The following is a 15,074-nucleotide window of genomic DNA, read 5'->3' as shown; positions in this document are numbered from 1 at the left end:
CTCCCGGAGAACGTCCGATGAAAGCTTCCAATCTGGCGGCGGTGCCGTCACGGCCTCTGCACGCCTGCGAAACGAAGAGCAGCGAGTTCATCCAGCTGCGCGATGTCTACAAGTCCTACGGCGAAAACCTGGTGGTCATGGATCACCTGGACCTGGATATGCGGGCCGACGATCGCCTGGTGATCATTGGCCCAAGCGGCAGCGGCAAAAGCTCTTTGCTGCGAGTGATGATGGGGCTTGAGAGTATTCAAGGCGGGACCATCCGCTTTCAGGGCAAGCCTTACATCGACGGCAATGCCCGGGGCAAAGGCAAGCCGATGGACTGCTCGCTGCAAACCCAGGTGGGCATGGTGTTCCAGCACTACACCTTGTTTCCGCACCTGTCGGTGCTGGGCAATCTGATTCTGGCACCGATGAAGGTGCACGGCCTGTCCCGGACGCAGGCCACCGAAAAGGCCCGGGCGTTGCTGGCGCGGCTCGGCCTGGAAAGCAAGCTCAACGTCTACCCCAGCCAATTGTCCGGCGGCCAGAAGCAGCGCGTGGCGATCGCCCGGGCGCTGATGCTGGAACCCAAGCTGATGCTGTTCGATGAAGTCACCTCGGCGCTCGACCCTGAAATGGTCATCGAGGTGCAGAACGTCATGCTGCAACTGGCCGAACAGAAGATGGCGATGATCATCGTCACCCACGACATGCACTTCGCCCGCCATATCGCCACCCGCGTGGTGTTTTGCGCCAACGGCAAAGTGGTCGAGCAAGGCCATCCCGACCAGTTGTTCACTCAGCCCAGGGAACCGCGCACCCGCGAGTTCCTGGAAAAAGTGCTGCACCTGGACTGAGGAGCCTGATCATGAACTACCAATTCGATTTCAACTTTCTGCAGGGCAATTTCGGCCTGCTGTGGGACGGGCTGAAAGTCACCCTGCAACTGGCGCTGGTGTCGAACATCGTCGGCCTGGTGCTCGGTTTCGGTCTATGCCTGCTCACCTTGAGTCGCTGGTTTTTCCTGCGCTGGCCGGCGCAGATGTTCATCGAGTTCTTCCGTTGCACACCGGTGTTGTTGCAGATCGTCTGGTTTTTCTACTGCGTGCCGATGCTGTTCAACGTGTTCATCGACCCCATCACCATGGGCGTGCTCGCCCTGGGGCTGAACCTCACCGCATTCAATGCAGAAGCCTATCGGGCCGGCGTGCAGGCGGTGCCCCATGAACACCTCGATGCCAGCGTGGCCCTGGGCCTGCGCCCATGGCAACGCACGCTCTACGTGATTCTCCCGCAGGCGCTGCGCACGGCCATTCCGGTGTTGATGACCAATGGCATCTCGATTCTTCAGCAGAGTGCGTTGGTGGCCATCGTCGCCGTGGGCGACCTGATGTACGTCGGCAAAAGCATCGCCACCGAAGCCTACCGACCGCTGGAAACCTATTCGCTGATCGCACTCATCTACTTCGCGCTGTCGTTGCCCATCGCTCAGTTCGTGCAATGGCTGGAACGCCGTCAGGACACCGCGCTCGCGCGCTGAGGAGGTCGTCATGAATCTTGATTTCACCGTGGTGTTTTCGTATTGGCAGGCCTTGCTGCAAGGGCTCGCATTGACCCTGGTGTTCACCGTGGGGTGCGCAATCATGGGCAGCCTGTGCGGGTTTCTGCTGAGCCTGTTGCGGGCCTCGCGCAGCCGCTGGTTGAGCGTCCCGGCCGGCCTGTATGTGGAGTTGTTCCGCGGTACGCCACTGCTGATCCAGCTGTTCTGGGTGTTTTTCTGTTTTCCGGTGGTGTTCGGTATCGACATCCCGCCCTACGTGTCGGTGTTGCTGGCACTGACCCTGTACATGACCGCGATCACCAGCGAGACCTTCCGGGGCGCGCTCAAGTCGATACCCGGCGAACAGCATGACGCCTGCGTCGCATTGGGCCTGGCCTCGTGGAATAAAACGGTGTTCGTGGTGTTCCCCCAGGCTTTGCTGCGAGGCATTCCGCCGCTGCTGTCCAACGTGGTTTCACTGTTCAAGGAAAGCGCGCTGATTTCCTCGGTGGGCATCGCCGACCTGATGTTCGTCGGCCAGAACATTTCCAACAGCACGGCCCGGCCGGTCGAGTTTCTCTCGGCGGTGGCGGTCATCTATTTCCTCGTGGCGTTCCCGCTGACCCGACTGGTCAGCGTGGTCGAGACGCGGATGCTGCGTCGTTATGCGTACTAACCCCAACCCTCGTACTCAAATCCGTGGAGTGTCTGCAATGACTCAACTCAAAGGCATCCTGCCTGCTCTGGTCACACCGTTCGACAAGGCCGGCAACGTCAATTACGACATGCTGGGCAACATCATCGAGTTTCAACTCAAGGCGGGCGTCACGGGCTTCGTGCCGCTGGGTTCCACCGGTGAGTACTACGCGCTGACCAATCAGGAGCGACGGCAGATTCTGTCCACCGTGCGCGAAGTGGTGGGGGACCGTGGGGTGTTGATCGCCGGTGCCAATGGCTCCTGCACCCGCGAGGTGATCGAGCAGGTGAAGCAGACCCGCGACGCCGGCTACACCAACCTGCTGATCGCGCCGCCTTACTACGCACTGCCATCCCAGGACGAGCTGATCGGTCACTACCAGGCCATTCTCGACGCCGCGCCCGACATCAATGTGGTGCTGTACAACTACCCGGTGCGAACCAACGTCGAAGTCGGCTTTACCGTGCTGGACGCTTTCAAGGACAACAAGCGCGTGATCGCGATCAAGGAAAGCAGCGGCAACCTGCTGCGCGCCATCGAGATCGGCAACACCTACAAGGACAACTATCAACTGTCGTGCGGTTCCGACGATCAGGCGCTGGACTTCTTCCTGTGGGGCGCCAGCAGCTGGATCTGTGGCCCGGCCAACTGCCTGACGCAGCAGGTCTGTGATTTCTACAGCAAATACACCCGTGGCGACCTGACCGGTGCCCAGGACATCGTGCGTTCGCTGTTCCCGGTACTGGCGGACATGGAGTCGGGCAAGTTCATCCAGAAGGTCAAGTACGGCTGTGAGCTGGCAGGTTTCGATGCCGGCGCCGCGCGCATGCCGCTGCAACCGCTGACCAGCGACGAGAAGGCCAGCTTCCGCAAGGCTTTCGAAGTGGCGCTGGGTTAATGGCACTGGCCGCATCGGTCGCCACACCCGACCGATGCGGCACGACGGAGTGAATACGATGACTCGACACGTTTTCAACAGTATCGAAGGCCATACCGAAGGCATGCCCGTACGCATGGTGATCGCCGGAGCCCCAGCCCTCAACGGCCGGACCATGAGCGAGCGGCGCGAACACTTCATGGCCGATTTCGACTGGATTCGCCGTAGCCTGATGCTTGAACCGCGCGGTCACTCGCACATGTCGGGCACGATTTTCTACCCGCCGTTGCGCGCCGACAGCGACTTCAGCCTGCTGTTTATCGAGACTTCCGGCTGTTTGCCCATGTGCGGGCATGCCACGCTGGGCTCGATTACCTTTGCCCTGGAGGCCGGTCTGATCGAGCCGAAAGTCCCGGGCACCGTGGTGGTGGATGTGCCGGCGGGGCAGATCCATGCGACTTATGTACGCGACGGCGACAAGGTCAGTGCGGTGCGTTTCACTAACGTTCCATCGTTCTTGCTGCACCGTGATCTGCTTCTCGACTTCCCGCCCCTGGGGTTGCTGAAGGTCGACATCGCCTATGGCGGCAACTTCTACCCGATTGTCGAGGTGCAAGCCAATTTCCCGGGCTGCGAACATTTCAGCCCGCAGCAACTGCTGGAATGGGGCCGGGAGATGCAGGATCTGGTCAACCGGACGGTTGACGTGGTTCACCCGGAAAACCCGGCCATCAGGGGCGTCAAGCATTGCATGTGGACCGGCGCGCCGTTGTCCGCACAATCCCAGGGCCGGGCCGTGGTGATTGCCGGGGCGAGCCTGATCGATCGTTCGCCGTGCGGCACCGGCAGTTCGGCCCGGGTCGCCCAGCGCTTTGCCCGTGGCTGGCTGGCTGAAGAGGGTGCCTATCGCCATGAAAGCCTGATCGGCAGTTTTTTCGTCGGCCGCGTGGCCCAGACCCTGCAATTGGAAGACGGCAGTGCCGCGATTCGCCCCAGTATTGAAGGAAGGGCATGGATCACCGGGCGTGCCGAGTTTATTGTCGACGACACCCAACCCTGGTGGGACGGCTTCAGTCTGGAAGATTATGCCGCTCCAGCCTCTGCTCAAGAGACTTCCCTATGACGCCTGCACAGCCCGTTGCACAAGCACCCTTTCCCGCAGAGAAGGCTGTGGTGGTCGGCGGTGGCATCGTCGGCGTCTGTTGTGCCCTGTACCTGCAACGCGAAGGCTATGCCGTGACGCTGATCGACCCGGCCGCGGCGGGCGACAGCACCGCCAAATGGAGTTGCGGGCAAATGGCGGTCAGCGAAGTGATTCCGCTGTCCAAGCCCGGCATCCTGAAAAAAATCCCCGGCTGGTTGCTCGACCAGAAGGGGCCGCTGGCGCTCAGGCCCGGCGCCTTGCCCGGCATCTTGCCGTGGTTCCTGCGCTTTCTGGCCTGTGCCCGGCATTCGAAGATCGTCGAGATCGCCGAAGACATGGCGACCCTGACGCACCAGGTCTACGAGGACTATGGACCCTTGTTGGCGGCTTGCCCGGACAAGAGCCTGATGGGGCAACGGCCGATCATCGAGTTGTTCGATACACCGGCAGGCCTGGAACACGAACGCGAGCATCTGGCATTGCGCCAGGCACTGGGTTTCAAATCCGAAGTGCTGGACGCGGCGGCCATCTCGGACCTCGAACCGTCGTTGGCCGGCAAGTTCAGCCATGGCCTGCTGTTTCCAGACTGGCGCGCGGTCAGCGATACCAAAGGTTTTATTGCCGCATTGACGCAAAGTTTTCTCGATCAGGGCGGCGCGCGCGTGCGTGGCCAGGTCAAGCGCATCGATGAGGTAGCCGACCGTGCCAGCGGCGTCACCCTCGCCGATGGCCAACGCTATGCGGCTGATCAGGTGGTGATCGCCGCCGGCACGGGCTCGCGACAGTTTTTCGGGCAGCTCGGTGCGCAGGTTCCACTGGCCGGCATCGCCGGTTATCAGGTGTTGCTGCCCACCCCCGGCGTGGAGATTCGCCATTCGGTGATTTATGCCGATGGCGGGTTCTGCTTCAGCCCGATGTCCCGTGGTTTGCAGATTGGCGGCACCATCGAATTCGCCGGCCCGAACGCCGAGCCGAATTTCAAGCGCGCCGACATCATTCTCGAGAAAGCCCGAAAAATTCTTCCCCGGTTGCAACTGGACAAGGTCGAGTACGGCGTCGGCTATCGACCGTTTCTGCCCGACACCAAACCGGTGATCGATCGCAGCAGCCGGGTGGCGAACGTGTTCCTCGCGTTCGGCCACGGCCAGCTCGGCCTGACGCTGGGTGCAACCACCGGACGACTCATCACTGACCTGGTTGTCGGGCGCAAACCCGCCCAGGACCTGACCCCTTTCAGCGCCCAGCGCTTTGCCCTTGTTGGAGGCCATGCATGAAATCCTTTGACCAGCTCTACATCGACGGCCAGTGGGTTCGCCCCAAAAATGGCGGCGCCTTTGACACGATCGACCCGAGCGATGAGTCGGTGATCACCCAGGTCGCGGCGGCCACCGCAGAAGACATCGACCTGGCCGTCAGTGCCGCACGCCGGGCATTTGATGACGGTCCCTGGCCACAAATGACCGGGGCCGAGCGCGCGACGATTCTGCGGGCCATCGCCAACGGCATTCGCCAGCGCCAGGACGAACTGGCCGGGCTTGAGGTGCGCGACAACGGCAAGCCGTTGCCCGAAGCCCAGTGGGACATTGCCGATACCGCAGGCTGCTTTGACTTTTATGCTGATCTGGCCGAAGGCCTGGACGGTCATCGTGAGCAGAACATTGCGCTGGCCGATGAACGCTTCACCTCCATTGCACGCAAGGAGCCAGTGGGCGTTGCCGGGGCGATCATTCCCTGGAACTTCCCGATGCTGATGGCTGCCTGGAAAGTCGCACCGGCACTGGCCGCCGGCTGCTGCATGGTGCTCAAGCCGTCGGAACTGACACCGCTGACTGCCCTGGAACTGGCGGACATCGCCCATCAGGCCGGTTTGCCTGCCGGTGTACTCAACGTGGTCACCGGCCTCGGCCCGGAGGCCGGCGCCCCTCTGAGCGAGCATCCCGGTATCGACAAACTGGCCTTTACCGGCAGCGTGCCAACCGGAACGAGGATCATGCAGGCCGCCGCCCGCGACATCAAAAACATCAGCCTGGAACTGGGGGGCAAGTCGCCTTTCATCATCTTCGACGACAGCGATATCGAAGCCGCGGTCGAATGGATCATGTTCGGCATTTTCTGGAACCAGGGCCAGGTGTGTTCGGCGACTTCAAGGGTGCTGGTCCAGCGCGATCTGTATGAGCCGCTGCTCAAGCGGCTGGTGGAGCAGACCGAGCGCGTCAGTATCGGCCATGGCATGGACGAAGGCGTGCTGCTTGGCCCGTTGGTCAGTCGTGGTCAGTACGACAAGGTACTGGCGGCCATCGCCCGTGGCCGGGAGGAGGGCGCGACGCTGCTCACCGGCGGTACGCGTCCGGCCCATTGCGAAAAAGGCTACTTCCTGACCCCGGCGATTTTTGCCGACGTGCCGCAGGACAGCTGGATCTGGAAAGAAGAAATCTTCGGCCCGGTGGTGTGTGTACGTCCCTTCGATGACGAAGCCGATGCCGTGCGCAGCGCCAACGACTCGCGCTTCGGCCTCGCGGCTGCCGTGATGTCCCGGGACAGTGCCCGTGCCGAACGTGTCGCCCGCCGACTGCGAGCGGGCATCGTCTGGGTCAATTGCTCCCAACCGACCTTCACCGAGGCCCCTTGGGGCGGCTACAAGCAAAGCGGTATCGGGCGCGAACTGGGCGAGTGGGGCTTGAACAATTACCTGGAAACCAAGCAGATCACCCGCTACGACAGCGAGCAGCCCTGGGGCTGGTACATCAAGTAAAGGATCCGGACATGCGCTGGAAAAAGACGCTGCAAATGGCTGACGTGCATTGTGAAGGCGAGATCGGCAAGGTCATCACCGGCGGAGTCATCGATATCCCCGGCAAGACCATGCTCGACAAGATGAACTACATCAACGAAGTCGACGACAGCCTGCGGCGCCTGGTGATTCTGGAGCCGCGCGGTTGCCTGCAGATGTCGGTGAACCTGCTATTGCCGCCGACCCGGCCCGAAGCCCAGGCCGGTTTTATCGTGCTACAGGCGGACAAGGCGCACCCCATGTCCGGCAGCAACTGCATTTGTGTTGTCACCGCCTTGCTGGAACTGGGGATGCTGGAGATGGTCGAGCCCGTGACCACGGTGGTGCTCGACACTCCGGCGGGCCTGGTGACCGCCCGTGCCCGGTGCGCGGACGGGCGCTGTCAGAGCGTTTCGCTGGATATGGTGCCGTCCTTTGTCGAGCAACTGGATGTGCCGATCGAGACCGCGGACTTTGGTGTGATCAAGGCCGACATTGCCTTCGGTGGTGTCTACTACGCGCTGGTGGACGTTGACCAGATCGGCCTCAGCATTGCCCCCGAGAATGCCCGTGAACTGGCCACTCAAGGCGTGCGCCTCAAAGGCTTGATCAATCAGCAGGTGAAGGTGAGCCACCCGTTGTTCAAGGCGCTCGACGAGGTGGCGTATGTGATGTTCCGCCACCGTGTGGATCGGCTCACCTACCAGACCTGTACCACGCTGCCTCCGGGGCGGGTCGACCGCTCGCCCTGTGGCACGGGCAGTTCGGCGAACCTGGCGACCTTGAGCGCACGCAACCTGGTCGAAGTGGGGGATGCACTCACCTCGCGCTCGACCATTGGCGGCGAGTTTCAGGTCGAACTGCTGGGGCTGACGACTGTGGGCGGTAAACCGGCGGTGTTGCCCAGGGTCACCGGGCGGGCCTGGATCTATGGGCTGCACCAGATCGGCCTCGATCCCGACGACCCGTTGGCGGCCGGTTTTATGCTGAGTGATACCTGGGGTGAGGGTTTCTAACTATCCCCGGGCGAATGTTAAAGTTGCGGGCTGGCCGGATGACTGGCCTGCATTGTCGAGAGCATGACCCTATGAGCAAAGAAACGACTGAAGCGACCAGCGGTGCCAAACGCCATGGCGGTCGCTACATCTACGAAGAATTGCGCAAGCAGATCCTGACGCTGAAGCTCAAGCCGGGCGTGCCGCTGGACGAGGTTTCCCTGGCCGCACAGTTCGGGCTGTCCCGCTCGCCGGTGCGTGATGCGCTTGCCCGTCTGATCAGCGAGGGCCTGGTCACCATCCTGCCGAACCGCACGCTGTTGGTGACCCCCTTCGAAATCGAAGAATTCCCCAACTACATTTCGGCCCTGGACCTGATCCAGCGTGCAGTGACCCGCCTGGCGGCCCTGCACCGTACCGATGAAGACCTGGTGCGTATCCGCGCCGCCGACGCGGCCTATCTGGATGCCGTCAGTGCCGGGGACTTCCAGGCGATGTCCGAAACCAACAAGGCATTGCACATGGCGATTGCCGAGGCCGGGAAGAACCCGTACTTCATCAGTTACTACGAGAAGCTGTTGGGCGAAGGACAGCGCCTGCTGCACCTGCACTTCGACTACATCGTCAGTACGGCTAGCGCCCCCATCGGCCGCGACCACGATGAAATCGTCGATGCCATACAGGCGCGTAATGCTGACGACGCAGAAAAGGCCGCGCACGAGCACACGATGCTGTTCCAGCGACGCTTCCTGGCGTACCTGCAACAGAACCTGACCGCGAAGATGTCGGTGGGTTGAGATCTACTGGAAGGGCGCGTTATTTGATCTGCACAATGACCGGACCTTCCGTCACGATCGGCGGGTTCGCGCGGATATTCGAGGCGTTTTTCTGAATCCAGTCACGCGCGACTTTCAAGCTTGCATCGGTGCTGGCCTTGTCCGTGCAGACGGTCACCGCGGTACCGCCATCGCCGGTATTGAGCAGGGTGTAGCTGACGAGGCCAGGCACTGTCCGAAGGGTCGCTTCGACGTCGGCGCTACGCTCTTCCAAAAGCTCGAAAAGCTGCTTTGCTCCAGTCCCCAAGTAGGTTCTTATCACCGCGTACATAGTGGTCTCCCGGGGCTACTGCCTTGACGCCAATCCAGATCCGCTCGTAGCCGCTATCACTCAAGATTGAGTTCGTCCTGATGTATTCAGCTTAGCCAAACGCCGGCGACGAGCGAAATGCGACGACCATCGGCCAGTCTTGAGCCCTTGCGGACGGTCAGGGTGCCTTCGCACTAGCGCCGATAGTAACGGTGATCGTCCTCGTAACGGTGCTGCATGGCCCGATCCTCGTTACGCTCCCAATCACGACGGCGTTCAGCTTCCCGGCGGGCTTGCTCTCTGCGCCATTTTTCTCTGCGCCACTCGTCTCGGCGCCAATCGTCTCTACGATCGTGCCAACGGTCGTCATGCCAGTCTCGGTCGTCATGGGCAAGCAACGGCCCTGGCTGCTTGCCGGCCATACTGACCAAGGTCGGCCAAGGGGTGTCGGCGGCCTGGACAGGCGCCTTAACGGCTGCGACTTCAGGTGAGAAAACAGGGGTAGAGGTCTTCATCTGTGTGGCGGATGCCGAGCCCATTGCCGCGAACGCGAACAGACCGAAGAGCACCTTCCGTGGGACATGGAATTTCATGAACGAAGACAACCTCTGATTGGCCATTGGACGTTTGGCCATCCGGTTGCGGTAAGCCAGCAGGGGGCGTGCTTACCGAGTGGATGTGCCTATCCACATAGACCGATAAATAGAGAAAAGTTCTAGGGAGCCGCTTCGTAAATAGCCAAAGGTCTCAGGCGTGGGGTGGAAAAAAATAGTACCGGTGGCGATTGCCTTTGCAGCAGGAACTTCCGGGTATTGGCCAGGCCAACCGCAACCAGAGATTGATGCCACATCTACCGTTTGTCGTAGAAACGAAAAATAATCTTTGACATACCTGGGGTGTTGGTTGAGTATTAATCCATCGCATCCGATCTAATCGATAGCGATACGAAGCCCACGACTTGCCGTTTGGAGATTCAGCCATGAACACCGGAAGCAGCTACACAATGTCCTTCTCTACCGATCACGCTTCCCATGGCCACAACGGCAACAACTGGATCACAGCAGCGGGCAACTGATACACGTCGCCTATTTTTAGCTTCATAAATGACGCATGCGATATTATCGCGCGCAATTATTAAATACTGAGGAAACACCCATGAGCAAGATTGAAAAAGTACTGGCGACTGGCAAAACACACACCACCTTCAGCGGTGCCGACACGACCTTGCGCGGCCATAACGGCAACCTCGATATCGAACTGTCATCACCCGGTTCGGCCCAGCCAGCCCATGTATTCGCCGCCATCCAGCCGCACCCGAAAGCCGAGCAATTGTTCGCCGGAGCCTGGTCGGCCTGTTACACCGCAGCGGTCGGCCTGGTGGCCCAGGAACGCAACATCGTGTTGCCGGCGGATATGGCTGTCGACATCGAAGTGGACCTGGGCCAGACGGGTCCGGCCTACTTCCTCCAAGCTCGACTGACCCTGCGCGTGCCGGGTCTGGCACACGATGTCGCCACCGAACTGGCACACATCGCCGACTCTATCTGCCCGTACTCCAAAGCCACACGCGGCAATATCGACGTAACCCTGAACGTAATGACGGCGTGACGTCTGGATGTATGATTAAAATCGCATGCGATAAAAGCGTGTACGACTACTGAAGCTAGTAAATCTGAGGGAATCATCATGAGCAAGATTGAAAAAGTACTGGTCACCGGCAAAACCCATACTACCCACAACAGCGCGGGCTACACATCGCGCGGTCATAACGGTAGCCTCGACATCACGCTATCTTCGCCGGGAAGTGCCAGGCCGGAACACGAATTCACTGCTGTCCAGCCGCACCCGAAAGCCGAGCAATTGTTCGCCGGGGCCTGGTCGGCCTGCTACATCGCAGCGGTGGGGTTGGCTGCCCAGCAGATGAAGGTGACACTGCCGACCGACACGGCCGTCGACATCGAGGTTGATCTGGGCCAGACCGGGCCAGCCTACTTCCTCCAGGCCCGACTGACCCTGCGGGTGCCAGGTTTGGATCACGGTGTCGCGACTGAACTGGCCCATAACGCCGATCAAATCTGCCCGTACTCCAAGGCGACACGCGGCAATATTGATGTCGCTATCAACGTTCTCACCGCATAACGCAACGCACCTCCAGCTCGCCAGGGGCATCCCTGGCGAGTCGGTGTCGACGTTCCCGGATTCGAAGGACAGGTGTGACGATTGCCAAAGGTGTGAGCACTTCCGATACCATCGCATGCGATGTATAGTTTGTCGTTGCGATCCATCCGTCTTTGGCCACAGAGAATGCTCATGAAATCCACTGAAAAGACATCTGCACTGGACCTGAAGCTTTCCGACTTCCTGTGCTTTGCGGTCTATTCTGCAAACCTGGCCTTCGGCAAGGCTTACAAGCCTATGCTCGAACGGCTCGGCCTGACCTATACGCAGTACATCACCCTCGTTGCGCTGTGGGAGGAAGACAACCAGACTGTTGGTAGCCTTGGCGAAAAGCTATTCCTTGAATCCAATACCCTCACTCCGATCCTGAAGAAGTTGGAAGCGATGGGCTATTTGTTGCGTCAGCGTGACCCGGAAGACGAGCGGCAAGTGAGGATCAGCCTGACAAAAGAGGGGCGAAAACTACGTGAAGGTCTGTCGGAAGAAAGTTTCCCGCAAACCGGTCTTGATCCAGACGACTTTGTGCAAATGCAGAAGGCAATCGTGAAATTGCGGGGCAATCTTATCCGTACGACGAAAGACAGGGACTAAGTCGTTTCGAGTAAAAAATCGAGAGTTGCCTCAGATTTTCGAGGCGCATCCCACAGGCTGCTTCTGACGGTGTGTTGACACTTATCTCAATCAACCAAGTGCACCCGCGCGGTTGATCAAGATCGAAACAATCATTCCCGCCAATCCCACCAGACAGCCGACGCCGACAGCGTAGGCAATCGTACGCCACGGTTGCCAACGGGCCAGGTAGGTCAGGGTGTGCGTCACGCGCGCGGCGGTGAAGAGGCAAAACAGCCAGGCAGTGAGCCCGGCGGGTGTATCGAGCGCTAGCGAGAGTGCACCCAATGCGAAAAACAGGGGAATATTCTCGAGATCATTCAGCCATGCCTGTTGGCCTCTGATGACTTGGGGGAGTTCCTCTGCACTGGAGGTCCGGCCGACGAGCCTCGCATCTTCAGGGTTTTTGAACGTCAAACGACTGATTCGATAGAACCCTTGATAGCAGGAAATGGCGAGCATCTTGAAAAACAGGACAACCACACACAGCGCATAAGTCGATAAAACCGTGCTCATTTTCACTCCTTAAAAACGATCAAGTCCTTCCGTGGTTCCAGTCTTTGCGGGTTGTTGTGAAAACCTTGAGAAATCTGGATCGCGCACAAGCCGACTAAAAGTACAGGGACTTTGTTTCGCGCGATACTGAATTGAATGGCTCACATCGCTGGCTTCGAGAAGTCGCCATGGGCCAATCGCTTTACCCTGCGTCGGGGGGAGGGGCTCTAGCTGCACAGATGGCCTCCCGGCAGAGGGGAGGCCGTTTCTACACGGTGCCTGCGTCGTCAGAAGTCGAAGAACACGGTTTCCGCTTCACCTTGAACGTGAATATCGAACCGGTAGGCCAGCTTCCCGTCAACCGTGCAGCGCCTGGCAATCAGCGATTCGCGCCGCTGGGGTTGTTCGATCAGATTCAGTACCGGGTCCACGGCATTCGCCTGGGGTTCGTCGTCGAAGTACAGCCGGGTCTGCAAGTGGATGTTGATACCCCGGGCAAACAGCGACACGTTGATGTGCGAGGCCATGGCAACGCCCGCGGCGTTTTTCACCACGCCGGGTTTCACGGTGTTGATCGTCCATTCACCGACATCGGTCGTGGCGGTACGGCCAAAACAGTTGAACGGTTTTTCCAGGTCGTAAGCGCTGTCATAGACGCCATCGTGATTGGCCTGCCAGAACTCCAGGAACGCGTCACGAATCAGGTGGCCGTTACCGTCATAAACGTGGCCCAGCAGTAAAATGTGCTCACCTGGCGCGCCAGGCTTGGCCATGTCGTTCCAGATTTCCTGTTCGCGCGGCGCATTGCCGGCAGCCTCCAGGGCCAGGCCGATGTGCACATAGGGGCCGGCCGTTTGCGACGGGGTTTCAGGCAGAAGTTGAACGGGCATACGCGGGCCTCCTCAGCGGTTTTCGAAGTGGGTCTTGCGCTGGCCGCGCAGGACGATATCAAAACGATAAGCCAGGCAATCCATTGGATTGGCCATGCTCATGTCCAGTCTGGCGATCAAGCTCTGCACCGCTTCATGATTCGAGATCGATTTGACGATCGGGCACATGGGGATCAGCGGATCACCTTCGAAATACAGCTGGGTAATCAACCGCGTCGCAATGGACGGGCCGCTGATGGAGACATGGATATGGGCTGGCCGCCAGTCGTTGGGGCCGTTGCGCCAAGGGTAGGGACCGGGTTTGACGGTACGGAAGCTGTAGTTGCCATCGCGGTCGGTCAGCGCACGGCCGACACCGCCGAAATTCGGGTCGAGCGGGGCCAGGTAGCTGTCCTTCTTGTGCCGGTAACGGCCACCGGCGTTGGCTTGCCACATTTCCACCAGGGTATGGGGAATCGGCTTGCCATGCTGATCACACACGCGACCGGCGACAATGATGCGTTCGCCAATGGGCAGGCCACCGTGATTGAAGTTCAACAGCAGATCGTTATCGTGCTGACCCATCTTCAAATGGGAAAAGTCCGGACCGCTGGTTTCCGACAGGGATTGGGGAATGCTCACCAATGCCTGGCGCGGGGAGCGCAGGATCGACGTCTTGTAGTCGGGGGTCAGGGCCTTTGGATGCCAGTTACGGTCACGAATGACGAAGCGGCTGTCGTGCGCATCAGACATGTCGTTTTTCCTGTTGTTATGGTTGGACGGAGGCGGGCACTGCGTGGGCAGTGACTCGTGACCGCAGTTTCCTCCTGCGCGACCTGATGCAAAATTGAAAAAAACGACTCTATCCATATCCAAATGGTTATGGATATTGTCCTTCGCGATATTCCTGGCCGATCTCGCGCAGGGCTTCCACGCACCACTGCGCCGCTGGTGTCACGGGTAACGCAGGATTGGTGCACAGCCCCACCGAACCGCCCGGTTCGCGCATCCCCAGATCCAGCTCCACCAACTCACCTTGCCTCAAGTCCTGCCTGACCGCGTCATGGGGCGCCACCCAGATCGCCTGACTGCATTGCACGTAGCGCCGACTCAGGGCGACCGACAGGGTTTCCAGGCGTTGGCGCGACGGCGTTATCCCGTGCTGCACAAACAGGCTGTCGGCGAATTTGCGGATCGTCGTCCCCGCCGACGGCAAGACCAGCGGGTAGTCTTCGAGATTTTTATGCCCCTGTGGAGCGGTGAGCGCCGGGTGACCGGCACGCACCACCAGGGTCATTGACTCGCTGTAGAGATGCTCGAACGTCAGTCCGGAAATCAACGGGCTATCGGTCATTCGACCCACCACCAGATCGAGTTCGCCGACCCGCAATTGCGAGAGCAAATAGGCGCTAGGCCCGGTCATGACGCTGACCACCAAGGCAGGGTGCCGGTCATGCAGACGGCAGACCACCTCAGGAACCAGCAAGCTTTCGACGGTGGACAGCACGCCGAGCTGCACGGTAATCGGCTCATGCACACCGGAACGCAGGCTGTTGACCCCCTCGCGCAGCGATTGCACGCTCGGCCCGGCGTAGCGCAGAAAGGCCGCACCGGCCTCGGTCAGCGTCGAGCCCTTTTTGCCCCGCTCGAACAGGGTGGCCTCCAGCAGGGTTTCCAGTTCCTTGAGGGTTTTGGAAAGCGCCGGCTGACTGATCGCCAGCTTGTCGGCAGCACGTGCCAGGCTGCCCTGGCGCGCCACTTCGAGAAAACACACCAGATGACGGAATTTGATTCGGGTATCGATGTTCAATCAGGTGTTCTGCCTTGGTGGT

Annotated in this window: 18 protein-coding genes; 12 read left to right on the top strand and 6 right to left on the bottom strand. The window is 60.0% G+C overall.

From position 1 onward, the window contains the following. Positions 1-17 precede the first annotated feature (17 nt). The 9 genes from BLV61_RS04285 (at position 18) to BLV61_RS04245 (ending at position 8,802) form a co-directional block, all read left to right on the top strand. The gene (locus BLV61_RS04285) at positions 18-839 is read left to right on the top strand and encodes an amino acid ABC transporter ATP-binding protein (protein ID WP_047530349.1); all 822 of its coding nucleotides are present in this window, start codon (positions 18-20) and stop codon (positions 837-839) included. Between the two features lie 11 nt (positions 840-850). Next, a complete protein-coding gene (locus BLV61_RS04280; RefSeq protein WP_047530348.1) occupies positions 851-1,522 on the top strand; it encodes an amino acid ABC transporter permease in 672 nt (223 codons plus the stop codon). Positions 1,523-1,532: 10 nt separating this feature from the next. Beyond that, positions 1,533-2,198: an amino acid ABC transporter permease gene (locus BLV61_RS04275; protein ID WP_090462805.1), complete on the top strand. Its 666-nt coding sequence runs from the start codon at positions 1,533-1,535 to the stop codon at positions 2,196-2,198. 37 nt (positions 2,199-2,235) lie between these two features. Then, entirely contained in the window at positions 2,236-3,117 is an 882-nt protein-coding gene (locus BLV61_RS04270) for a dihydrodipicolinate synthase family protein (protein WP_090462801.1), read from the top strand. 58 nt (positions 3,118-3,175) lie between these two features. Then, entirely contained in the window at positions 3,176-4,219 is a 1,044-nt protein-coding gene (locus BLV61_RS04265) for a 4-hydroxyproline epimerase (protein WP_090462798.1), read from the top strand. Then, positions 4,216-5,514: an NAD(P)/FAD-dependent oxidoreductase gene (locus tag BLV61_RS04260; RefSeq protein ID WP_090462795.1), complete on the top strand. Its 1,299-nt coding sequence runs from the start codon at positions 4,216-4,218 to the stop codon at positions 5,512-5,514. Before BLV61_RS04265 ends, BLV61_RS04260 begins: the two co-directional genes overlap by 4 nt. Further along, entirely contained in the window at positions 5,511-6,992 is a 1,482-nt protein-coding gene (locus BLV61_RS04255) for an aldehyde dehydrogenase family protein (RefSeq protein ID WP_090462791.1), read from the top strand. Before BLV61_RS04260 ends, BLV61_RS04255 begins: the two co-directional genes overlap by 4 nt. 11 nt (positions 6,993-7,003) lie before the next feature. After that, entirely contained in the window at positions 7,004-8,026 is a 1,023-nt protein-coding gene (locus BLV61_RS04250) for a proline racemase family protein (RefSeq protein ID WP_047530336.1), read from the top strand. Positions 8,027-8,097: 71 nt separating this feature from the next. Next, positions 8,098-8,802: a GntR family transcriptional regulator gene (locus tag BLV61_RS04245; protein WP_090462788.1), complete on the top strand. Its 705-nt coding sequence runs from the start codon at positions 8,098-8,100 to the stop codon at positions 8,800-8,802. Between the two features lie 19 nt (positions 8,803-8,821). Here the strand turns inward: BLV61_RS04245 and BLV61_RS04240 are convergent, their stop codons facing one another. Further along, positions 8,822-9,112, bottom strand: a complete 291-nt coding sequence (locus BLV61_RS04240; protein ID WP_047530334.1) for a hypothetical protein — start codon at positions 9,110-9,112, stop codon at positions 8,822-8,824. A 173-nt stretch (positions 9,113-9,285) separates the two neighbouring features. Continuing rightward, on the bottom strand, positions 9,286-9,684 hold the full coding sequence (locus tag BLV61_RS31530) for a hypothetical protein (protein WP_090469752.1): 399 nt from the start codon (positions 9,682-9,684) through the stop codon (positions 9,286-9,288). 562 nt (positions 9,685-10,246) lie between these two features. Between BLV61_RS31530 and BLV61_RS04230 the strand changes: the two genes are divergently transcribed. From BLV61_RS04230 to BLV61_RS04220, 3 genes are all read left to right on the top strand, one after another. Next, positions 10,247-10,699 carry an Ohr family peroxiredoxin gene (locus BLV61_RS04230; RefSeq protein ID WP_047530332.1) on the top strand — a complete coding sequence of 151 codons (453 nt, stop codon included), beginning with the start codon at positions 10,247-10,249 and terminating at the stop codon, positions 10,697-10,699. 78 nt (positions 10,700-10,777) lie between these two features. Beyond that, the gene (locus tag BLV61_RS04225) at positions 10,778-11,230 is read left to right on the top strand and encodes an Ohr family peroxiredoxin (protein WP_090462784.1); all 453 of its coding nucleotides are present in this window, start codon (positions 10,778-10,780) and stop codon (positions 11,228-11,230) included. Between the two features lie 171 nt (positions 11,231-11,401). Further along, the gene (locus tag BLV61_RS04220; protein WP_047530329.1) at positions 11,402-11,860 is read left to right on the top strand and encodes a MarR family winged helix-turn-helix transcriptional regulator; all 459 of its coding nucleotides are present in this window, start codon (positions 11,402-11,404) and stop codon (positions 11,858-11,860) included. A 90-nt stretch (positions 11,861-11,950) separates the two neighbouring features. Here BLV61_RS04220 and BLV61_RS04215 read toward each other — a convergent pair whose 3' ends face one another. From BLV61_RS04215 to pcaQ, 4 genes are all read right to left on the bottom strand, one after another. Continuing rightward, positions 11,951-12,394: an MAPEG family protein gene (locus BLV61_RS04215; protein WP_090462780.1), complete on the bottom strand. Its 444-nt coding sequence runs from the start codon at positions 12,392-12,394 to the stop codon at positions 11,951-11,953. 266 nt (positions 12,395-12,660) lie between these two features. Beyond that, the gene (gene pcaG / locus BLV61_RS04210; RefSeq protein WP_047530326.1) at positions 12,661-13,263 is read right to left on the bottom strand and encodes a protocatechuate 3,4-dioxygenase subunit alpha; all 603 of its coding nucleotides are present in this window, start codon (positions 13,261-13,263) and stop codon (positions 12,661-12,663) included. A 12-nt stretch (positions 13,264-13,275) separates the two neighbouring features. Further along, a complete protein-coding gene (gene pcaH / locus BLV61_RS04205) occupies positions 13,276-13,995 on the bottom strand; it encodes a protocatechuate 3,4-dioxygenase subunit beta (protein ID WP_047530324.1) in 720 nt (239 codons plus the stop codon). 127 nt (positions 13,996-14,122) lie between these two features. Continuing rightward, positions 14,123-15,052: a pca operon transcription factor PcaQ gene (pcaQ, locus tag BLV61_RS04200; protein ID WP_047530322.1), complete on the bottom strand. Its 930-nt coding sequence runs from the start codon at positions 15,050-15,052 to the stop codon at positions 14,123-14,125. Positions 15,053-15,074: the final 22 nt, after the last annotated feature.

It is taken from the genome of Pseudomonas mohnii (assembly GCF_900105115.1).
GTDB classification, from domain to species: Bacteria; Pseudomonadota; Gammaproteobacteria; order Pseudomonadales; family Pseudomonadaceae; genus Aquipseudomonas; species Aquipseudomonas mohnii.
Note: the sequence above shows the minus strand (reverse complement) of the source record. Positions and strands in the feature narration are given on the sequence as shown.